This window comes from Variovorax sp. RA8 (assembly GCF_901827175.1).
Lineage (GTDB): Bacteria > Pseudomonadota > Gammaproteobacteria > Burkholderiales > Burkholderiaceae_C > Variovorax.
Window position 1 is genome coordinate 5,768,508 of the sequence record NZ_LR594662.1, and the last position, 19,745, is coordinate 5,788,252.

The window sequence follows — 19,745 nt, forward strand, 5'->3', positions numbered from 1 at the left end:
TCAGTGAACGGATGAGGCCGCGCCCGGATTCTCTGCGAGCGCGAGCCGGATGCCAAAGCCGATGAACAGCGCGCTCGCGCCGCGCTCCAGCCAGTGCATGCCGCGGCGCACCGAGCTCACATGGCGCGCGGTCCAGCCTGCGAGCAGGGCCCAGCCGACATTCACGAAGATGGCGTTGAAGTTGAACAGCGTCCCGAGCAGGAAAAAAGCCAGCGGCTTGTTGGCCGTCTCGGGCGCGATGAACTGCGGCACGAAAGCCAGGAAGAACAGCGCCACCTTCGGATTGAGGACATTGGTCCAGAAGCCGCCGAGGAAGACGCTCCTCAGGCCGGAACGCTCCGGCACGTCTTTGAACGGCAGGCCATCCTCCTTCGGCATGCGTGATACGAGCATGCGGACGCCGACCCAGAGGAGGTAAGCCGCGCCGATCCACTTGAGTACCGTGAACAGCGCTGCCGAGGTCTGCATCAGCGCGCCCACGCCCACCGCGGCAGCAGTGATGTGCACGAAGCAGCCCGCCGTGATGCCCAGGCCGGCCACGATTCCGGCGCGTCCGCCCGAGCGCAATGCCCGGGTCACGATGTAGAGGACGTCCGGGCCAGGAGTCAGGTTCAACAGCAGGCCGGCAACGACGAAGAGCAGCAGCGAATGCGCCTCAGGCATGGAAGAAGCTCCGTATGGCGGCGATGGCGCGGGCTATGCCGTCGGCGTCGACGTCAAGATGCGTCGCGAAACGCAGACGGTACAGCCCCGTGGCAAGCACGCCCTCGCGCTTCAGGTGCGCGAGCAGCTCGGCGGAGCGCGCCTGTGCCTCGCCCACCAGGTCGACGAAGAGCAGGTTGGTCTGCGGCACCTCGACTTGCAGGCCGTCGATTCCGGCCAGACCCTCGGCCAGCCGGCGCGCCAGCACGTGATCCTCGGCAAGGCGATCGATGTGGTGCTGCAGCGCATGCGACGCCGCGGCGGCCAGCATCCCGGCCTGGCGCATGCCGCCGCCGGCCATCTTGCGAATGCGGTGGGCGCGCGCGATCAGCTCGCGCGATCCGCACAGTGCCGAGCCGACCGGCGCGCCCAGCCCCTTGCTGAAGCAGACCGAGACGCTGTCGAAGCAGCCTGCAATCCGCCGTGCCTCCTCCCGCGCATCGGTGCCGCGCCGCGCCGCCTGCGCCACCGCCGCGTTGAAGAGCCGCGCGCCGTCGAGATGCCGGGCCAGGCCCTTGCGCTGCGCAAGCTGCGTGGCCTGCTCCACATAGTCGAAAGGCAGCACCTTGCCGCCCAGCGTGTTCTCCAGTGCGAGCAGGCGGGTGCGGGCGAAGTGCGCGTCATCGGGCTTGATGGCCGCCTCGATGTCCTTCAGGGCCAGCGTCCCGTCCGGTTGATGGTCCAGCGGCTGCGGCTGCACGCTGCCGAACACCGCAGCGCCGCCGCCTTCCCAGCGGTAGCAGTGCGCCATCTGGCCGACGATGTACTCGTCGCCGCGCTGACAGTGGGCGAGGATCCCGCAGAAGTTGCTCTGCGTCCCCGTGGGGACGAAGAGTGCCGCCTCGAAGCCCAGCATTGCGGCGAGCTGCGCCTGCAGTGCGTTGACGCTCGGATCGTCGCCGAACACGTCGTCGCCCAGAGGAGCTTCGAGCATGGCCTCGCGCATTGCGGCGGTGGGCCGGGTGACGGTGTCGCTGCGCAGATCGACCAGGGGCCTGCTCATCGTTTCACTCCAGGAAGTTCTTGAGCATGGCATGGCCGTGCTCGGTGAGGATGGATTCGGGATGAAACTGCACGCCCTCGATGCGCGCCGCCTGCTCGAAACCGGTGTGGCGCACGCCCATGATCTCGCCGTCCTCGGTCCACGCCGTGAGCTTGAGTTCGCCCGGGCAGGAGTCGCGCTCGATGGACAACGAGTGGTAGCGGTTGACCACGAACTTCTCGGGCAACCCGGCGAAGACGCCTTCGCGCGTGGTCGTGATCTCGCTGGTCTTGCCGTGCATGAGCTGCTGCGCACGCACGATGCGGGCGCCAAAGGCCGCGCCGATCGCCTGATGGCCCAGGCACACCCCCAGGATCGGCAGCTTGCCGGCGAATTCCCTGATCGCCGCGACAGAGATGCCGGCTTCGGCAGGCGAGCAAGGCCCCGGCGAAATCACCAGCCGCCCAACGCCGGCAGCGATGCGCTCACCCACCCCTTCGACCGTGATCTCGTCGTTGCGATGCACTTCCACCTCCGCGCCAAGCTCGCCGAAATACTGGACGAGGTTGTAGGTGAAGCTGTCGTAGTTGTCGATCATCAGCAGTTTCATGGCTTGGCTCCGATCCGATGCACGCCCTTGACCACCGGGAACACGTTGAAATTGACGAGCAGGCCCAGCGGCAGTCCCGACAGCCGCACCGTGGCCTGCGCCTGGGCACGATGCAGGTCGGTCAACGCATCGACCGCCTTCACTTCGACGACCACCGATTGCTCGACCACGAAGCCCGCGCGGCACACCTCGCCGAGCGAGCGGCCCTTGTAGCTGGCCGACACCGGCACGTCCCGCACGAAGCCGATCTCGCGCTCGGCGAGTTCGATCTCCAGCGCCGCGGCATACACCTCGGCCGGCAGGCCGATGCCGAGCACCCGTTGCACCTCGACCGCTGCGCCGATGATCTCGTGCGAGAAGTCGGTATTCTGAAACTCGTCGGCCATCACTCGAGCCCTTCCTCGACCAGTTCGGCGGCGCGCAGCAGCGCCCGCGCCTTCGCCTCGGTTTCCTTCCACTCCAACTCGGGCACCGAATCGGCCACCACGCCCGCTGCCGCCTGCACGTGCAGCATCTGGTCCTTGACGATGCCGGTCCGGATGGCGATCGCAACGTCCATGTCGCCCGCGTAGCTGATGTAGCCGCAGGCACCGCCGTAGAGGCCGCGCTTGGTCGGCTCCAGCTGGTCGATCAGCTCCATGGCGTGTACCTTGGGCGCGCCGGTCAGGGTGCCGGCCGGAAAGGTGGCCTTCAGCACGTCGATCGCGGTCATGCCGTCCTTCAAGGTGCCCTCGACATTGCTCACGATGTGCATCACATGGCTGTAGCGTTCAATGGCAAAGGCCTCGGTCACCTTCACGCTGCCGGTCTTGGCGATGCGGCCGATGTCGTTGCGCGCCAGGTCGATCAGCATCACATGCTCGGCACGCTCCTTGGGGTCGTTGATCAGCTCCTGCTCGGCCGCCTTGTCCTGCTCGGGCGAGGCGCCGCGCGGTCGCGTGCCGGCCAGCGGGCGAATGGTGATCTTCTGCTCGCCTCCGCCCGTTTGCTCCTGGCGCACCAGGATCTCCGGCGAGGCGCCCACCACGTGGAAGTCGCCCAGGTCGTAGTAGTACATGTAGGGCGAGGGGTTGAGCGAACGCAGCGCACGGTAGAGCGAGAGCGGCGATTCGGTGTAGCGCTTGCTGATGCGCTGGCCCACCTGCACCTGCATGAAGTCTCCGGCTGCGATCAGTTCCTTGGCGCGCTCCACCGCCGCGAGGTAGTCGACCTTGGCAAAGCTGCGCTGCGGCGGATGCGCCTGGGTCGGCCGCACCTGCGGCGCGCTGACCGAGTACTTGAGCTGCTCGCGCAATTCGCGCAGGCGCCGCTTGGCATTGGCATAGGCCTCGGGCTGAGCCGGGTCGGCGTAGACGATCAGGTAGAGCTTGCCCGAGAGGTTGTCGATCACCGCCAGCTCCTCGCATTGCAGCAAGAGGATGTCGGGGCAGCCCAGCGTGTCGGGCGGGCAGCTCAGCGCCAGCTTCTTCTCGATATGGCGCACCGTGTCGTAGCCGAAGTAGCCTGCCAACCCGCCGCAAAAGCGCGGCAGGCCGGGCCGCAGGGCCACCTTGAAGCGCTTCTGGTAGGCCGCGACGAAGTCCAGCGGATTGCCGCGGACCTCCTCGACCACCTTGCCGCCGGTGACGACCTGGGTCAACGCCTCGGTGCCGAAGCCGCTCGCGCGCAGCAGGGTGCGCGCCGGCAGGCCGATGAAGCTGTAGCGGCCGAAGCGCTCGCCGCCAACCACCGATTCCAGCAGGAAGCTGTGGCGGCCGCTCTCCTTGGCGTGGGCCAGCTTGAGATAGAGGGACAGCGGGGTTTCGAGGTCGGCAAAGGCCTCGACCATCAGCGGGATGCGGTTGTAGCCCTGCGCGCTGAGGCTCTTGAATTCGAGTTCGGTGATCACGGGGTGGGGTCTCCGTCGGCCGGCGACGCCACGTGGTCGCCGGTGTCATTCACATGAGAGGTGGCCGCGTCGGGTTGGACCTCGGCCGTGGGCGCACGGCGTGCGCCGTGCAATCAAACAGGCTGCAACGATGGCGTGCGCCAAGGCCAGGCTCCCCGGCCGCCTTGACCTGTCTGAATGACGTGATGAATGAACATGGAGGCGCGAGTTTATCCCAGGGACACCGGCAACACAAAACAATGCCCTCGTCGCTTCACGCGCCCCGATCCGGATCTGCCCGGCCCGGCGCCGGAGGCCTGGAGGACTGCAAGAAGATGCGCGTCCCGGAAGGCGCTAGCGGACAAGGTGCACGCGCAGCGCCCCGAGCTGCGCATACAGCTGCTGCACCGCCTTCTCGTCCAGCCCCGCGAAGAGCTCCAGCAGCCATTCCTCGTGCGCCTTGGCCATGGCCTCGAAGCTGCGGCGGCCCTTGGGCGTCAGGCTCACGATCCAGGCTCGGCGGTCTTCCGGGCTGGGCGAGCGCTGGACCACGCCCTCGCGTTCGAGCTCGTCGGTCAGGCCGGTGACGTTGCCGCCGGTCACCATCAGGTAGCGCGACAGCACGCGCATCTTGAGGCCCTCGCGGTAGCGGTAGAGCTGCGCCATGTAGTCGAAGCGCGCGAGCGAGATGTCGAAGTTCTCGCGCAGCCGCTTGCGGATCTCGGCCTCGATCTGCGTGGTGCTGGCCAGCATGCGCAGCCACAGCTTGAGGACCGCGTGGTCGCCGGTGCCGGCACGCGCCTCGTGCCCCAGCTCCTGCGCGTCGCTCAGGAGCGCATGCGAAGCGTCGTTCTGCTTCATGTGACCTCGCCGCCCGAGACCGAGATCGACTGGCCATTGACCGACACGGCGCCATCGCCGCAGAGCCAACGCACCGCATCCGCCACCTCGGCCGGCTGCACGATGCGTCGCTGCGGGTTGACCGCCGCGAACTCCGCCATTGCCTCGGCCTCGCTGCGCCCTGTCTTGCCGACCACGTTGCTGACGCTGTCGCGCAGGATGTCGGTGTCGGTATAGCCGGGGCAGACGGCATTCACCGTCACGCCCTTGCGCGCCACCTCCAGCGCGAGCGAGCGCGTGAGCCCGATCACGCCGTGCTTGGCCGCCGTGTAGGCGCTGACATAGGCATAGCCCTTCTGCCCCGCCGTGCTCGCGATGTTGACGATGCGGCCCCAGCCCGCTTCGAGCATGCCCGGCAGCGCCGCCTGGGCGCAGAGGAAGCTGCCCGTCAGGTTGACGCTCAACATCCGCTGCCACAGCGCGACGGAGGTCTTCAGGAAAGGCGCGCTCTCGGCCGCGCCGGCGTTGTTGACGAGGATCGCGACCGGCCCGCGCTCGGCGCGCGCCTGCGCGAAGGCCGCTGCCACGGCCTCCGGGTCGGCCACGTCGGCGGTCACCACGCCATGGCCCGTGCCGGGCAGCGAGCCGGCCACGCGCAGCAGTGCGGCGCGGTCCCGCCCGAGCAGGGTCAGCACCGCACCCTCGGCCGCCAGGGTGCGCGCGATCTCGGCGCCGATGCCGCGCGCCGCGCCGGTCACGAGCGCGTGGCGGCCAGTCATTGAATGTGCTTGCATACCTGAATTGTCCAGTTCTGAATCTTTATAGGGATCGGCGATGACAGGCGCCTGCTCAGCGCATGCGGCATCCACCGTTGAGGTCCAGCGTGGCGCCGGTCACGAAGGCCGCGGCCGGCGAGGCCAGGTAGACCACCGCCGCGGCCACCTCCTCCGGCTCGCCGAAGCGCCCGACCGGGATGCCGGCGACCAGCGTTCGCTGCCGCGCCTCATCCATCGCCTCGAGCATCGGGCTGCGCACCGCGGCCGGCGCCAGCGCGTTCACCGTCACCCCGTGCGGCGCGAGTTCTCGGGCAAAAGCGCGGGTCAGCGCGATCACGCCCGCCTTCGAGGCCGCGTAGTGCACGCCGGTGGCCGCGCTGGCCTGCTGCCCGGCGATCGAGCCGAGGTTGACGATGCGGCCCGCCCCGCGCTCGCGCATGTGGCGCCCGGCGATCCGGCAGCCGAAGAAGCTGCCGCGCAGATTGACGGCCAGCACCTCATCCCATTCCTCGGCGCCGATGTCCCACAGTGAGGTGGACGGCGTGCGGGCGGCGTTGTTGACCATCACGTCGACCCCGCCGAAGCGCTGCACGGCCGCGTCGAAGCACAGCTGGAATGTGGCCTCGTCGCGCACGTCGAGCGGCATGGCAATGGCCTCGTGGCCCGCGTCGCGCAGGCCGGCCGCCACGGCCCCGACCGCCCGCTCGTCGATGTCGGTCAGCATCACGCGTGCGCCGGCCTCGGCCACCCCGCGCGCGATGGCCGCGCCAAGCCCTTGCCCCGCTCCGGTCACGAAGGCCGAGCGTCCGGCCAGCGAGAACAGCGCGGCAGGCGTCGGCATGCCTCAGCCCCTGGCCGGCGTCCGACCGCCGGGCCCGCGGTCCCAGGTGACGGCCGTCACGCCGCGCTCGCGCAGCTTGTATTTCTGTACCTTGCCGTTCTCGGTGCGCGGCAGGTCAGGCAGCAGGTCGACGTAGCGCGGCAGCGCGAAGTACGGCAGCCGGGTCTCGCAGAAGGCAAGCAGCTCGGCCGGGTCGAGGCGCTGGCCCTCTCGCGCCACCAGTGCGGCCATCACCTCGTCCTCGGCCAGTTCGGAGCGCACCGGATAGACCGCACAGGCGGCGACGCCGGGATGGCTCAGCAGCACCTGCTCGACCTCGAAGGAAGAGATGTTCTCCCCGCGCCGGCGTATCGCATCCTTGATGCGATCGACGAAGCGAAAGGCCCCATCCGCCTCGCGCACCACACGGTCGCCTGTGTGAAACCAGAGGTTGCGCCAGGCTTCGACCGTCTTCTCCGGCATGTTGAAGTAGCCGCTCGCGAAGGCATGGGGTTCGTCGGCGCGCAGCAGCAGTTCGCCGGCCTCGCCATCCGGCAGCGCGACATCGTCTTCATTCGCCACGCGCGCCTGGAAGCCGGGACGCAGCCAGCCCATCACGCCGCCTCGCGGCGAATCGGGCGCGGTGGCGATGGCGAAGTTGGTCTCGGTGGAGCCATAGCCCTCCAGCAGCCGCACGCCGGTGCGTTCCAGGAAGGCCCGGCCCGCGGATTCCGGCACGCCGGGCCCCAGCCCGACGCGCACGCGGTGGTCGCGCTCGCCCGACCCTTCGGGCTGCGCCAGCAGGATGGGCACCATCGCACCCAGCAGGTAGACGACCGTCGCGCCCGAGGCCCGCATCGACGGCCAGAAGCCGGACGCCGAGAAGCGCGGCTCGAAGACGACTTCGCAACCCGTGATCGCCGCCTGCGCAAAGGTGTTGAGCGCATTGATGTGGAACAACGGCAACGTGGTGCACAGTACGTCCTCGGCGCCCACGCCAAGCACATCCGCGCTGTTGACGCCCCACCAGTAGTACTGCGCATGCGGGCACACCACGCCCTTGGCCGGCCCGGTGGTGCCGGACGTGTAGAGGATGGCCAGGGGATCGCCCGGTTGCATCGCAGCCGGGGGGAGGCCCTCGAGCGCCGCAGGATAGGAAAGCGTGCGCACGTCCGGTGTTGCATCACCGGCGTGCACATCCAGCACCCAGATCTCGCGCAGCGAGGTGCGCGCCAGATCCGCGGCCAGCAGGCGCTCGACGAAGGCCGCTTCGATGACCAGCAGCTTCGCCTCGCTGTTCTGCAGGAAGTACTCGATCTGCGGCCCCATCGAGGCCGTGTTGATCGGCACCATCGCCGCACCCAGCCAGCCGCAGCCTAGAAAGACTTCCAGAAACTCGATGCGGTTGCCACTCATCACCGCCACGCGGTCGCCGCGCTGCACGCCGGCTTGCGCCAGCGCCGCGGCACGCCCGCCCGCAGCCCGCTGCGCGTCCGCGTGCGTCCATGAGCGGCCCGCAATGCGCAGCAGCGGCCGCTCCTCGAAGCGCGCCGCCTGGCGCTCGAGCATCGCAGGCAGCGTGCGTTGCGCCGGCGGCAGCGGACTGGCAGGGCGCTCAGTCGTCATCTTTCGTGCCCCCGCCGAGGTAGGTCGCCTGCACGCGCGGATCGTTGGCCAGCTCGTGCGACTCGCCGGTGAGCGCGATCTCGCCGGTCTCCAGCACATAGCCATGGTCCGAACTCTCCAGCGCCGCCCGTGCGTTCTGCTCGACCAGCAGAATGGAGACGCCGTCCTCGCGCAGCTTGCGCACGATGTTCAGGATGTCGCGCACGATCAGGGGCGCCAGGCCCAGGCTGGGCTCGTCCAGCATCAGCAGGCGCGGCGCCGACATCAACGCGCGGCCCACGGCCAGCATCTGCCGCTCGCCGCCCGAGAGCGTGTCGGCACGCTGCGAACGGCGCTCGGCCAGGCGTGGGAAGCGGTCGTAGACCGACTGCAGCCGCTTCTTCAGCGCCTCGCTGCGCAGCTTGCTGCCGAAGGCGCCGAGCTGCAGGTTGTCGAGCACGCTGAGCTCGCCGAAGAGCTCGCGCTTCTCGGGCACCAGGCAGAGGCCGCGCTCGACGCGCGCCTCCACGTCGAGCCCGTGGAGGTCCTCGCCTTCGAAGCGCAGCACACCCTTGCAGGGCAGCAGGCCCATGGCCGCGGCCAGCAGCGTGGTCTTGCCGGCGCCGTTGGGGCCGATCACCGAGATGATCTGGCCGTGCTCCAGGTTCAGCGAGACGCCGCGGACGGCTTCGACCTGGCCGTAGGACACGTGAAGGTCGCCTATTTCTAGCATCGCGGTCATTGGAAGGCCTTCTCGTGGCTCGTCACTTGGGGTTGTATTGCTTCCGCTCTCTGCGGTCGTGCTCCCTCTGCCTCTGCCTCTGCCTCTGCCTCAGCTTCTGGGCTGAGGTGAGGGCACTGGACTTTCGATTCGTACGTTGCTGTTGGTTTGAGGCTGGAGCCGGGGCGTCGTCCCGGCAACCGAGTCACTTTCTTTTGCTTCGCCAAAAGAAAGTAACCAAAGAAAAGGCGACCCCACTGGCCGCGACCCTCCGCTTCGCTGCGGGCAACCTGCGGTGCTCGCTTTTCGCGGGGGCCGCGCAAACTCGCCTGCGGCTCAAACACGCGCGGCCCTTTTTCCGCGAAAAGCTCCGCTCCTCGGCGCGGCCAGAGGGGACTTGGAGTCCAACGCGCCATGGCGCGTCCTTGTGTGCAATGCAGGTGGGCGTGAGCTTCGGATCCTCGCTCACGTTGACTCTCGCGGACACGCACACGCACACGCACACGCTCGTGCTCGTGCTCGTGCTCGTGCTCGTGCTCACCCTCGAGCGAATCCGCATGCCCCTGTTCCAGGCCTCGCGCAGCGAGGCCGTTGGAGGCCGAGCGAAGCAATGGCCCGTCCCATATCCCCTCTGCGCGTGCCGAGGAGCGGAGCTTTTCGCGGATCAGGGCCGCGCGTGTTTGAGCGCAGCGAGTTTGCGCGGACCCCGCGAAAAGCGAGCACCGCAGGTTGCCCGTAGCGAAGCGAAGGGACTCGCGCAGTGGGGTCGCCTTTCTTTGGTTACTTTCTTTGGCGAGACAAAGAAAGTGACTCGCCCGCCGGGGCGAAATCCCGGCTCCGAACTCAAACCACGCGCACCGTACGAAATCAAACGACCTCATACCACGCTCCCCAGATAAGCCGCCTGCACCCGCTCGTCCGCCCGCACCGCCGAAGGCACACCCTCCACCAGCTTGGACCCGAAGTTCATCACCACCAGCCGATCCACCAGCTTCATCACGAAATCCATGTCGTGTTCGACGATCAGGATGGTCACGCCCTCCTCGCGCAGCTTGCGCAGCAGGTCGCCCAGCGCCATCTTCTCCTTGCGCCGCAGCCCCGCGGCCGGCTCGTCGAGCACGAGCAGCACCGGGTCCGCCGCGAGCGCGCGGGCGATCTCCAGGATGCGCTGCGTGCCCAGCGGCAGGCTGCCCGCGAGCTCGTGCGCGCGCTCGCCCAGGCCGATGCGGTCCAGCTGGCGCTGCGCCTCCTGCAGGATCTGGCGCTCCTCGGCGCGGTCCAACCGCAGGCCCGCCTTGAGCACGCCCGAACTCGTGCGGGCATACGCACCCAGCGCGACGTTGTCCAGCAGCGTCATGTGCGGGCGCAGCTTGACGTGCTGGAAGGTGCGCGCCAGCCCCAGCCGCGCCACCTTGCGCTGCGGCATGCCGCCGATGTCGTGGCCGAGGAAGCGCACCTGCCCGGCCGTCATCGGCGCGGTGCAGGTCAGCAGGTTGAACATGGTCGACTTGCCCGCGCCGTTGGGCCCGATCAGGCCCATGATCTCGCCGGCCTTCACCTCGAAGCTCACGTCGTTGACCGCCACCAGCCCGCCGAAGCGCTTGACAGCCCCCGTGACCGAGAGGATCGGCGAACCGCGCTCGGGCAGCGTGCGATGCGGCAACGGCTCGACCGCCGCCAAGGGCTCGCGCGGCGCTTGCGCACGCGCACGCTTGTGGGTCCAGCGCCGCACGAAGCCCATCAGCCCGCCGCGCGCAAAGTGCAGCAGCAGGATGAAGAGCGTCGCGAAGGCCACGGCCTCCAGTTGCCCGGCACGCTGCGTCAAAAGCGGCAGCACGTCCTGCAGCCCGTTCTTGAGGATCAGCACCAGCGCCGAGCCGACCAGCGCGCCGGCCAGGTGCCCGAGCCCGCCGGCCACCGCCATCAGCAGGTACTCGATGCTGGCGCGCACGTCGAAGGGCGAGGGGCTCACGAAGCGGTTCATGTGCGCATAGAGCCAGCCCGCGAGGCCGGCGAACAGCGCGGCCGTCACGAACAGCGTGAGCCGCACGCGGTAGGCATCGGCCCCCACGCTGGCCAGCAGGATGGCGCCGCCGCGCAGGCTGCGGATCGCGCGGCCCGGCCGGGACTGCAGCAGGTTGTGGCTGAACAGCATGGCCAGGCCGACCAACGCCCAGATCAGGTAGTAGATGGCGCGCGGATCGGCCAGCGACCAGGTGCCGATGCTGAGGGCCGGGATGTTCGACAGGCCCGTGTGGCGCCCCAGCGCATCGACATTGCCGAACAGCATCGCGATCGACAGGCCCCAGGCGATGGTCGACAGCGGCAGGAAGTGCCCGCCCAGCCGGAGCGTGAGCATGCCGATGGCCAGCGCCGAGAGCCCGGTCAGGCCCAGCGCGAACACCAGCCCCAGCCACGGCGACAGGCCCTGCGCGGTGCTGAGCCAGGCCGTCGCGTAGGCGGCGATGCCGACGAAGGCCGCCTGCCCGAAGGAAGTCGCCCCGCCGATGCCGGTCAGCAGCACCAGCCCCAGCGCCACCAGCGCACCGATGCCGATGTCGTTGAGCAGCGAGACCGTGAAGTTGCCGGCGAGCAGCGGCACCAGCGCCAGCACCACGACGGCGAGGCCGATCCACAGCAGGCGCCTGGGGAGGCGCTTCGTCGATGCGCCTGCCGGCGTGCTGCTCACGGAGACGGCGCCTTCGGTCGTTTGCGCTGTGCTCATTGGTCCACCTCCTCTTCTTCCTCTTCCGCATGCACGCTCATGAAGGAGCGCAGCATCAGCACCGGGATCAGCAGGCTGAAGACGATCACGTCCTTCAGCGCGCCGCTCCAGAAGGAGGCGAAGCTCTCGACCACGCCCACCGCCAGCGCGCCGATGGCGGTCATCGGGTAGCTCACCAGGCCGCCGATGATCGCCGCCACGAAGGCCTTGAGCCCGATGATGAAGCCCGAGTCGTAGTACATGGTGGTGACCGGCGCGATCAGCACGCCGATCAGGCCGGCCAGCAGCGAGGCGCAGCCATAGGCCAGCAGCGCCGTGCGCGCCGGCCGGATGCCGATCAGACGCGCACCCACGCGGTTGACTGCCGTGGCGCGCAGCGCCTTGCCGGCGATCGTGCGCTCGAACACCAGGAAGAACAGGCCGCTGAGCACGACCGCCGATGCCACCATCAGGATCACCTGCCCGCTGACCGTGAAGCCGTCGCCCAGCGGGAGCGAGCCGCTGGCCAGGGGCTGCGTGCGCGAGCCCTCGGGCCCGAAGAACAGCAGGCCCAGGCCCGACAGCAGGAAGTGCAGCGCCAGCGAGACGATCAGCAGCACCAGCACCGAGGCATCGGCGATCGGCTGGAACACCACGCGCGAAAGAAGCGGCGCGATCGGCACCACCAGCAGCACCGCCGAGGCGATGTGCAGCGGCGCCGGCACGCCCGGCCGGCTCGCCAGCCAGGCCAGCAGGCAGGGGACGAGCGGCAACACGCCCCAGCCCAGCAGGGCCTTGGGGATGCGGGCGCTTTCGCCGCGCCGCACCAGGCTGCCGATCTCGGTCGCAAGCGCGAGCGCGGTCAGCACCAGCACCAGGCCGATGGTGGGCGGCACGCGCCCGGTTTCGAAAGCGGCCAGCGACAGCGCGGCAAAGGCCGCGACATCGCCGAAGGGCACGAAGACCACGCGCGTGACCGAGAAGATCAGCACCAGCCCCAGCCCGGCCAGGAGATAAACGGCGCCGTTCGCCAGGCCATCGATGCCCAGGATCAGTGCCACGTCGGGTGTCATTGAGGAGTCCTCCGCTTCTTTCCGCTGCAGCCCGGGGGCTTCAGTTGGCGAGCTTCCACTGGCCGTTCTCGAGCTTCACGATCACGCGCGCGCGCTCGTCCACGCCGTAGAGATCGCCCGGCTTGAAGTTGTAGACCCCGTGCGTGCCCACCACCTCCTTGGTGCTGGCGATCGCGTCGCGCAGCGACAGCCTGAACTCGGGCGTGCCCGGCTCGCCCTTGGCGCGCGCCGCAGCGTTGGTGAACACCAGCCAGCCGTCGAAGGAGTAGGCCGAGAAGGCGTCGCTGGTGGGCGCGTTGTTGACCTTCTGGAAGGCGGCGCGGAAATCCATCGCGATCTTCTTGGTCGGGTAGTCGTTCGGCAGCTGCTCGGCCACGATCACCGGCCCGGTGGGCATCAGCGCGCCCTGGCCGGCAGCGCCGACCACGCGCACGAAGTCGGGGTTGATCAGGCCGTGCTGGCCGTACATCGGGCCCTTGAAGCCGCGCTCGCTCAGCGCCAGGAAGGGCAGCGCGCCCGGCGTGCCGGCGCCGCCGGTCATCACCGCATCCGGCTTCATCGCCAGCAGCTTGAGCACCTGGCCGGTGACGGACGCGTCGGCCCGCGCATAGCGCTCGTTGCCCAGCACCTTGATGCCGGCCGTGGGCGCCGCCTTCATCAGCGCGTTGTAGACCAGATCCCCCCAGGCGTCGGAGAAGCCGATGTAGCCCACGGTCTTGACGCCGTCCTTCTTCATGCGCTCGACCACCGCGTCGATCATCAGCTGCGTGGGCTGCGCGACGGTGAAGACCCAGCCGTTCTCCGCCGGGTCGAGCTGGATCGGCGTGAGGCCGATCATCGGCACCTTCGCATCGCGGCCCACCTGCGCCATCGCGATCGCGGCCGGCACGCCGGAGGTGCCCATCAGCACATCGACCTTCTCCTCGTCCACCAGCTTGCGCGCGTTGCGGCCGGCGGTGGTCGGGTCGGAGCCGTCGTCGAGCACGATCAGCTGAATCTTGCGGCCGTTGACCTCGCCCTTGTAGGCCAGCGCGGCCTGCATGCCCTTGGCGTAGGGAACGCCCAGCGACGAGTTCGGACCGGAGAGCGAGACGCTCAGCCCCACCTTGAGATCGGCCGCGAATGCGGTCATCGCGAATCCGGCGGCAAGGGCCGTGGCCAGCGCGTTGCGCGCCAGGGTCTTCATCAAGCTCTTCGTCATGTCGTGGCTCCTCGAGGGGTGGGTGGGATAGGTCAGATGAACAACTGGATGGCCGGCAGCGCGCCGCCTGCGTTGAGCAGGTCGATGCGCTTCTGGCGGATCAGGAAACTCTCGCCGTGCCGCACCAGCAGGTGGCGGCAGGTGCCGGCGAGCAGCAATTGCTCTTCGCCGCGCGCCTCCACATAGATGAAGGGCGTCGCGAGCGCGAGGCCGGTCTCGTCGTCCTGCTCGATCACGGAGCGCTGCAGCACATGCTGGCAATGGCTTCGGGGATGCTGCGAGTGGGCGCGCGGATTCTTCAGGCGCTCGATGCGCAGCTGCAGCAGCAGCCGGTCCTCGTAGGCGATGGAGTTGTGCGAGAGCGGATCGGCCTGCGCGGCACCCTGCAGCGGCACCCAGTAGTGGCCATCCTCGGCGAAGAGCGCGAGCCAGTCGTCGAAGCGAGCGGCATCGAGCAGGGCCGCCTCGTGCGCGACGAAGTCCTGGGCCTGCGTCATGCCGAAGGCTCCGTCATGTATCTGGCCCAGGCACGGAACTGGTTGCGCATCAGCAACTCGTTGGTGCCGTTGGTGCTGATCGTGTCCTGCGCGAGCTCGGCCGGATCGAAGTTGCGATGCAGGCTGACCCACTCGTTGCCCTCGGCCGCCAGGCCTCGCTGCATGCTTTCGAACAGGTGCACGTCGTCGTGCGCCACCACCGACATGGGCGAGAAGACCAGGCGGTTGTACGTCATCGCGCGCTCGAAGAGCAGATCGGGTGCGCCCGCTGCGCGGAAGCTCCAGGCCTCGATCAGCGTGCGGTTCGCGGCCAGCGGCCGGATCACCCGGATGGCCTGCGGCGAACCCTTGACCGAGAGGCTGGGGAAGAGCACCGAGTTCTGCGGCGAGCGCTGCAGGATCTCCATCGCCCGCTCGGCGCCGTGCGCCTCGCGCATCGCGGCCTCGTAGTCGGGCAGCTGCGCGTAGTTCGAGTGGATGCTGAAGTTGATGCCCAGCACGCTGTGGCCGTTGGCGAACACACGCCCGCCCATCCTGTCGAAAAAGTCGTAGCCCGAGCCGAAAGGCAGGATCTGCTCCATCGCCATCGGCTTGGGCTCATCCGGCGAGCGGCCCTGCCACAGCGCATCGGCCGCCTGCGTGGCGGACTCGTGCGTGGACATCGGATGCACCGTATCGTTGATGTTCTCGAGGTACATCTTCCAGTTGCAATGGATGATGTTGCGCAGCACGCCGCCGCCAACCGAGAGCCGGCCTTCGGGCGAGCGCTCGACCATGTTGTCGATGGCGCCCAGCACCTCGCCGAAATAGTCCTCGAAGCGCGGGCCCCGCTCGGCGAGCCGCACGAACACGAAATCGCGGTAGACCGCCGTGTTCTTCAGCTCGACCAGCCCGCGCCCCGATTCGCATTCCTTCAGGCGCGTGCCCTCGTAGCCTGACTTCAGCGGGATCGCCAGCGGCGCGCCGTCCAGCTTGTAGGTCCAGGCGTGATAAGGGCAGCGGAAGAACTTGCCGGCATTGCCGCTCTCGTCCGTCACCAGCCGGCTGCCCTTGTGCGCGCAGCGGTTGTAGAACACGCGCACCGCGCCATCAGCCTGGCGCACCATCATCACGGGGCGGCCGGCGAGCTCCAGCGCCCAGTAGTCGCCGGGGTTCGGCACCTGGCTCGCGTGCCCCACGTAGAGCCAGGTGTTGGCGAAGAAGCGCTCCTGCTCCAGCGCGAACAGTTCCTCGCTCAGGTACAGATCGCGGTGCACGCGGTCGTCCTGGACCAGCGCGCGAATGGCGTCGGGTCGGTCGCGATAGGTGTTCATCGCCGGGCGGCCTGTTCTTCCGGCGCGACTAGGGCACCAGCTTCCACTGGCCCTTTTCCATGCGCACCACCACCACGGCGCGCTGGTCGGAGCCATAGCGGTTGTCGGGCTTGAAGTTGTAGACGCCGTGCGTGCCCACCAGCTCCTTGGTACTCACGATGGCATCACGCAGCGCCGTGCGATAGGCCGGCGTGCCGGGCTCGCCCTTGGCGCGGGAGGCGGCATCGGCGAGCAGCAGGTAGGCGTCGTAGGTGTAGGAGGAGAAGGCGTCGGTCGGCACCGCACCGTGCACCTTCTGATAGGCGCTGCGGAAGTTCATCGACACCTTCTTGATCGGGTTGTCGGCCGGCAGCTGGTCGGCCACCAGCACCGGGCCGCTGGGCACCTGCAGGCCTTCGATCGAGGCCCCACCCACGCGCACGAAGTCGGCATTGATCAGCCCATGCGTCCCGTAGAGCCGGCCCTTGTAGCCACGCTCGGCGAGGCCCAGGTAGGGAAGCGCGCCAGGCGTGCCAGAGTTGCCGGCGAACACCGCGTCGGGCCGGCTCGCCATGATCTTCAGCACCTGTCCCGCGACCGAGGAGTCGGAACGCGCGTAGCGCTCGTTGGCCACCACCTTGATGCCGGCCGCCTCGGCGCTCTTCACCAGCGAGTCGTAGGCCAGGTCGCCCAGGGCGTCGGAGAAGCCGATGAAAGCCACCGTCTTCACGCCCGACTTCTTCATCTGCTCGACCACGCCGGCCACCATCAGCGGGAAGGGCTGCGAGACCGTCACCGTCCAGGCGCCCTCGGGCCCGGGAATGGTGACCGGCGTCGGCGAGATCAGCGGCGTGTTGAGCTCACGCGCCACGGCTGCGATGGCCATCGCGTTGGGCACGCCCGAGCTGCCGATCAGCACGTCGACCTTGTCCTCGGTCACGAGCTTGCGCGCATTGCGGCCGGCGGTGGTGGGGTCGGAGGCGTCGTCGAGCACGATCAGCTCGACCTTGTGCCCTGCCAGCTGCGGATGCTCCGCGATCGCGGCGCGAATGCCCTTCTCATAGGGAATGCCCAGCGCGGAGACGGGTCCCGACAGCGAGCTGATGAAGCCGATCTTGAGATCGGCGGCCGTGGCTTGCGCCGTCGCCAAGGCGATCGCTGTGAGGCCGATGAGACGTGCGATGTTCTTCATGTTCAGGGGACCAGTTTCCATTGACCTTTTTCGAGCTTGACGACCACGCGCGAGCGCTCGTCCGAGCCGTAGCGGTTGTCCGGCTTGAAGTTGTAGACGCTGTGCGTGCCCACCAGCTCCTTGGTGCTGACGATCGCATCGCGCAGTGCCACGCGATACGCCGGCGTGCCCGGCTCGCCCTTGGCGCGCTGTGCGGCATCGAGGAACAGCAGCCAGGCGTCGAAGGTGTAGGCGGAGAAGGCGTCGGTCGGCGCCGCGCCGTTGGCCTTCTGGTAGGCCGCGCGGAAGTCCATCGACGTTTTGCGGATCGGGTTGGAATCAGGCAGTTGCTCGGCCACGATCACCGGCCCGGTGGGTGCCAGCAGGCCTTCGACCGCACTGCCGCCGACGCGCACGAAGTCGGGGTTGATCAACGCATGCATGCCGTAGATCTGGCCCTTGTAGCCGCGCTCCGAGAGCGCCAGGTAGGGCAGCGCGCCCGGCGTGCCGGAGGTGCCGGTGATCACCGCGTCGGGACGCAGCGCGACGATCTTCAGCACCTGGCCGGTCACCGAGGCATCGGCGCGCGCGTAGCGCTCGTTGCTCACCACCTTGATGCCGGCCGCCGGCGCGCTCTTGGTGAGCGCGTCATAGACCAGGTCGCCCCAGGCGTCGGAAAAGCCGATGTAGCCCACGGTCTTCACGCCGGACTTCTTCATCTGCTCGACCACCGCGTCCAGCATCAGCGGCGCTGGCTGCGGCAGCGTGACCATCCACGCGCCTTCCTCGCCCGGCAGGTTGGCGTTGGCGATGGAGATCAGCGGCGTCTTCGTCTCGCGCGCCACCGCGGCGATGGCCAGCGCGCCGGGCGAGCCGGCCGTGCCGATGATGACGTCGACCTTGTCCTCGTCGATCATCTTGCGTGCATTGCGCGCGGCGGTCGACGGATCGGAGGCGTCGTCGAGCTGCACCAGCTGGATCTTGCGGCCGTTCAACTCCGACTTGTACGCCAGCGCAGCCTTCATGCCCTTGTCGTAGGGAATGCCCAGCGAGGACACAGGCCCCGACAGCGAGGTAATGAAGCCGACCTTGTAGTCGGCAGCCCAGGCACTGGCCGCGCTCAGCGCGCCGATGCCGAGGACGATGCCCGCCAGGGCGCGGATGGGGCTTGGAACTTTCATGACGATCCTCCGGAAGTTGAAGTGGTCTGAAGATGATTTGTGAAATGTTTAGACCTAAACAATACTAGCGAGACGACAGTGCAATGACAAGGGAGACAACGAGGGTTTCGGGTAAAGGAGCGCGCAACGCACCGCTACAGGGCCAGGCTGCCCACGCTGGTGCCGCCGCACACATAGAGCACCTGGCCGGTGACGAAGCCGTTGGCCGGGTCGACGAAGAAGCGCACGGCCCGTGCCACATCGGCCGCCTCGCCCAGGCGCTGCACCGGCACCGAGGCGGCGAGCCGGCGCTCCTTCTCGCTGCCGGCTTCCACCACGTCGTAGAACATGTCCGTGCGGATCGGCCCTGGCGCCACCACGTTCACGGTGATGCCCTCGGCCGCGAGCTCGAGCGCCCAGGTGCGCGCCATGCCCAGCATGCCGGCCTTGGTGGCGGAGTAGCTCGTGCGCGTGGCCAGGCCCACCGCGGCGCGCGAGGACATGAGCACGATGCGGCCGAAGCGCTCGGCCCGCATCGCCGGCAGCGCGGCCTGCACCAGCTGGATGGCGCAGCCCAGATGCAGTTCGACCAGCGCGTCGAGATCCTCGAGCTGGACCTCGGGCAACAGCGCCGGCCGGATCACGCCCGCGTTGTGCACCACGGTCCTGACTTCGAAGCGCCGCGCCATCTCCTGCGCGGCCTGCGCGGTGGCGGCGCGGTCCATCAGGTCGACTTCGATGCTGAAGAGCTTGGGGTGGTTGATCTCGCATCGGCGCCGCGCCAGCGACACCACCTCGTAGCCTTGGGCGAGCAGGTCCGCGCAGATCGCCTTGCCGATGCCGGCACTGCCGCCGGTGACGGCGGCGACGGGATGCGTGAGGTTCATCGTGGTCTCCTGTTATGGCTCAAGCAGCATCCCCCACCAGCGCCAGCACGCGCAACGGGCTGCCGCTGCCCTTCTCGATCTTGAGCGGCGGGCAGATCAGCACCGCGCCGGTCGGCGGCAGCAGGTCGAGGTTGCTCAGGCACTGCAGGCCATAGCGGCCCGCGCCGTGCATGAAGTAGTGGCAGGGATAGGGCGGGCGCAGGTGGTAGCCCTGGCCCGCATCGGTGCCGATGGCTTCGGAGCCGAAGCCCAGCACATCGCGCTGCTCGACCAGGAAGCGCACCGCCTCCGTGCTCGGGCCCGGCGTGTGCTGGCCGGTCTCGTCGAAGTTCTGGTAGGCCTCGGGGTCCTGCCGCTTCGACCAGTCCGTGCGCATCAGCACCCACGCGCCCTTGGGGATGCGGCCGTGCTTTGCCTCGAAGCGCTCGATGTCCTCCACCGTCATCAGGTAGTCGGGATCGGACTTCACCTGCTCCGAGCAATCGATCACGCAGGCCGGCGCCACGAAGTGCTGCACGGGGATGGTGTCGACCGAGTTGTTCGGCAGGTCGCGGCCCGAGATCCAGTGGATGGGCGCGTCGAAGTGCGTGCCCGTGTGCTCGCCGCACGAAAAGTTGTTCCAGTACCAGCCGGGCCCGCGCTCGTCGTACTTCGACACCTCCTCGATGCGGAAGGGCCAGCACTGGCCCATCTCGGGCGGCAGCGCGATCTGCGGGAACTCGGGCGTGAGCGTCTGCGTGAGGTCGACCACGCGGATACGGCCCGTGGCCATGGCGCCGACCAGGCCGCCGAGGATCTCGGCGGTAGACATCAGTTCGGTTGTCGTCATTGTGTTGC

19 protein-coding genes are annotated in these 19,745 nt (G+C 68.5%); all 19 read right to left on the reverse strand.

Annotation, left to right across the window (positions count from 1 at the left end):
* Entirely contained in the window at positions 1–663 is a 663-nt protein-coding gene (locus E5P3_RS27530) for a LysE family translocator (protein WP_162588850.1), read from the reverse strand.
* A complete protein-coding gene (ltaE, locus tag E5P3_RS27535) occupies positions 656–1,705 on the reverse strand; it encodes a low-specificity L-threonine aldolase (RefSeq protein ID WP_162588851.1) in 1,050 nt (349 codons plus the stop codon). Before ltaE ends, E5P3_RS27530 begins: the two co-directional genes overlap by 8 nt.
* 4 nt (positions 1,706–1,709) lie before the next feature.
* Positions 1,710–2,294, reverse strand: coding sequence for an anthranilate synthase component II (locus E5P3_RS27540; protein ID WP_162588852.1), 585 nt, complete (start codon positions 2,292–2,294; stop codon positions 1,710–1,712).
* Positions 2,291–2,680, reverse strand: coding sequence for a GxxExxY protein (locus tag E5P3_RS27545; RefSeq protein ID WP_162588853.1), 390 nt, complete (start codon positions 2,678–2,680; stop codon positions 2,291–2,293). Before E5P3_RS27545 ends, E5P3_RS27540 begins: the two co-directional genes overlap by 4 nt.
* Positions 2,680–4,182, reverse strand: coding sequence for an anthranilate synthase component I (gene trpE, locus E5P3_RS27550; RefSeq protein ID WP_162588854.1), 1,503 nt, complete (start codon positions 4,180–4,182; stop codon positions 2,680–2,682). Before trpE ends, E5P3_RS27545 begins: the two co-directional genes overlap by 1 nt.
* Before the next feature lie 333 nt (positions 4,183–4,515).
* Entirely contained in the window at positions 4,516–5,022 is a 507-nt protein-coding gene (locus E5P3_RS27555; protein WP_162588855.1) for a MarR family winged helix-turn-helix transcriptional regulator, read from the reverse strand.
* The gene (locus tag E5P3_RS27560; protein WP_162588856.1) at positions 5,019–5,795 is read right to left on the reverse strand and encodes an SDR family NAD(P)-dependent oxidoreductase; all 777 of its coding nucleotides are present in this window, start codon (positions 5,793–5,795) and stop codon (positions 5,019–5,021) included. The genes E5P3_RS27555 and E5P3_RS27560 overlap by 4 nt, the downstream gene beginning before the upstream one ends.
* 55 nt (positions 5,796–5,850) lie before the next feature.
* A complete protein-coding gene (locus tag E5P3_RS27565) occupies positions 5,851–6,618 on the reverse strand; it encodes an SDR family NAD(P)-dependent oxidoreductase (RefSeq protein WP_162588857.1) in 768 nt (255 codons plus the stop codon).
* A 3-nt stretch (positions 6,619–6,621) separates the two neighbouring features.
* Positions 6,622–8,223: an ATP-dependent acyl-CoA ligase gene (locus tag E5P3_RS27570; RefSeq protein ID WP_162588858.1), complete on the reverse strand. Its 1,602-nt coding sequence runs from the start codon at positions 8,221–8,223 to the stop codon at positions 6,622–6,624.
* Positions 8,213–8,944, reverse strand: a complete 732-nt coding sequence (locus tag E5P3_RS27575; protein ID WP_162588859.1) for an ABC transporter ATP-binding protein — start codon at positions 8,942–8,944, stop codon at positions 8,213–8,215. Before E5P3_RS27575 ends, E5P3_RS27570 begins: the two co-directional genes overlap by 11 nt.
* Positions 8,945–9,800: 856 nt before the next feature.
* Positions 9,801–11,648: a branched-chain amino acid ABC transporter ATP-binding protein/permease gene (locus tag E5P3_RS27580; protein ID WP_232073342.1), complete on the reverse strand. Its 1,848-nt coding sequence runs from the start codon at positions 11,646–11,648 to the stop codon at positions 9,801–9,803.
* The gene (locus E5P3_RS27585; protein WP_162588860.1) at positions 11,645–12,700 is read right to left on the reverse strand and encodes a branched-chain amino acid ABC transporter permease; all 1,056 of its coding nucleotides are present in this window, start codon (positions 12,698–12,700) and stop codon (positions 11,645–11,647) included. Before E5P3_RS27585 ends, E5P3_RS27580 begins: the two co-directional genes overlap by 4 nt.
* Positions 12,701–12,740: 40 nt before the next feature.
* On the reverse strand, positions 12,741–13,886 hold the full coding sequence (locus tag E5P3_RS27590) for an ABC transporter substrate-binding protein (RefSeq protein ID WP_232073497.1): 1,146 nt from the start codon (positions 13,884–13,886) through the stop codon (positions 12,741–12,743).
* Between the two features lie 47 nt (positions 13,887–13,933).
* On the reverse strand, positions 13,934–14,398 hold the full coding sequence (locus E5P3_RS27595; protein WP_162588862.1) for an aromatic-ring-hydroxylating dioxygenase subunit beta: 465 nt from the start codon (positions 14,396–14,398) through the stop codon (positions 13,934–13,936).
* The gene (locus E5P3_RS27600; RefSeq protein ID WP_162588863.1) at positions 14,395–15,711 is read right to left on the reverse strand and encodes an aromatic ring-hydroxylating dioxygenase subunit alpha; all 1,317 of its coding nucleotides are present in this window, start codon (positions 15,709–15,711) and stop codon (positions 14,395–14,397) included. Before E5P3_RS27600 ends, E5P3_RS27595 begins: the two co-directional genes overlap by 4 nt.
* A 28-nt stretch (positions 15,712–15,739) precedes the next feature.
* Positions 15,740–16,882 carry an ABC transporter substrate-binding protein gene (locus E5P3_RS27605; RefSeq protein ID WP_162589905.1) on the reverse strand — a complete coding sequence of 381 codons (1,143 nt, stop codon included), beginning with the start codon at positions 16,880–16,882 and terminating at the stop codon, positions 15,740–15,742.
* 2 nt (positions 16,883–16,884) lie between these two features.
* Complete coding sequence (locus E5P3_RS27610; protein ID WP_162588864.1) at positions 16,885–18,042, reverse strand: ABC transporter substrate-binding protein; 1,158 nt, start codon at positions 18,040–18,042, stop codon at positions 16,885–16,887.
* Positions 18,043–18,176: 134 nt separating this feature from the next.
* Complete coding sequence (locus E5P3_RS27615) at positions 18,177–18,908, reverse strand: SDR family oxidoreductase (protein WP_162588865.1); 732 nt, start codon at positions 18,906–18,908, stop codon at positions 18,177–18,179.
* Positions 18,909–18,927: 19 nt separating this feature from the next.
* Positions 18,928–19,737: a cyclase family protein gene (locus E5P3_RS27620; RefSeq protein WP_162588866.1), complete on the reverse strand. Its 810-nt coding sequence runs from the start codon at positions 19,735–19,737 to the stop codon at positions 18,928–18,930.
* Positions 19,738–19,745: the final 8 nt, after the last annotated feature.

What these genes read in the sequence shown, in the direction of transcription:
- E5P3_RS27530 (WP_162588850.1), bottom strand. Translation starts at nt 663, where the DNA reads ATGCCTGAGGCGCATTCGCTGCTGCTCTTCGTCGTTGCCGGCCTGCTG.
- ltaE (WP_162588851.1), bottom strand. Translation starts at nt 1,705, where the DNA reads ATGAGCAGGCCCCTGGTCGATCTGCGCAGCGACACCGTCACCCGGCCC.
- E5P3_RS27540 (WP_162588852.1), bottom strand. Translation starts at nt 2,294, where the DNA reads ATGAAACTGCTGATGATCGACAACTACGACAGCTTCACCTACAACCTC.
- E5P3_RS27545 (WP_162588853.1), bottom strand. Translation starts at nt 2,680, where the DNA reads ATGGCCGACGAGTTTCAGAATACCGACTTCTCGCACGAGATCATCGGC.
- E5P3_RS27555 (WP_162588855.1), bottom strand. Translation starts at nt 5,022, where the DNA reads ATGAAGCAGAACGACGCTTCGCATGCGCTCCTGAGCGACGCGCAGGAG.
- E5P3_RS27560 (WP_162588856.1), bottom strand. Translation starts at nt 5,795, where the DNA reads ATGCAAGCACATTCAATGACTGGCCGCCACGCGCTCGTGACCGGCGCG.
- E5P3_RS27565 (WP_162588857.1), bottom strand. Translation starts at nt 6,618, where the DNA reads ATGCCGACGCCTGCCGCGCTGTTCTCGCTGGCCGGACGCTCGGCCTTC.
- E5P3_RS27570 (WP_162588858.1), bottom strand. Translation starts at nt 8,223, where the DNA reads ATGACGACTGAGCGCCCTGCCAGTCCGCTGCCGCCGGCGCAACGCACG.
- E5P3_RS27575 (WP_162588859.1), bottom strand. Translation starts at nt 8,944, where the DNA reads ATGACCGCGATGCTAGAAATAGGCGACCTTCACGTGTCCTACGGCCAG.
- E5P3_RS27580 (WP_232073342.1), bottom strand. Translation starts at nt 11,648, where the DNA reads ATGAGCACAGCGCAAACGACCGAAGGCGCCGTCTCCGTGAGCAGCACG.
- E5P3_RS27585 (WP_162588860.1), bottom strand. Translation starts at nt 12,700, where the DNA reads ATGACACCCGACGTGGCACTGATCCTGGGCATCGATGGCCTGGCGAAC.
- E5P3_RS27590 (WP_232073497.1), bottom strand. Translation starts at nt 13,886, where the DNA reads ATGAAGACCCTGGCGCGCAACGCGCTGGCCACGGCCCTTGCCGCCGGA.
- E5P3_RS27595 (WP_162588862.1), bottom strand. Translation starts at nt 14,398, where the DNA reads ATGACGCAGGCCCAGGACTTCGTCGCGCACGAGGCGGCCCTGCTCGAT.
- E5P3_RS27600 (WP_162588863.1), bottom strand. Translation starts at nt 15,711, where the DNA reads ATGAACACCTATCGCGACCGACCCGACGCCATTCGCGCGCTGGTCCAG.
- E5P3_RS27605 (WP_162589905.1), bottom strand. Translation starts at nt 16,882, where the DNA reads ATGAAGAACATCGCACGTCTCATCGGCCTCACAGCGATCGCCTTGGCG.
- E5P3_RS27610 (WP_162588864.1), bottom strand. Translation starts at nt 18,042, where the DNA reads ATGAAAGTTCCAAGCCCCATCCGCGCCCTGGCGGGCATCGTCCTCGGC.
- E5P3_RS27615 (WP_162588865.1), bottom strand. Translation starts at nt 18,908, where the DNA reads ATGAACCTCACGCATCCCGTCGCCGCCGTCACCGGCGGCAGTGCCGGC.
- E5P3_RS27620 (WP_162588866.1), bottom strand. Translation starts at nt 19,737, where the DNA reads ATGACGACAACCGAACTGATGTCTACCGCCGAGATCCTCGGCGGCCTG.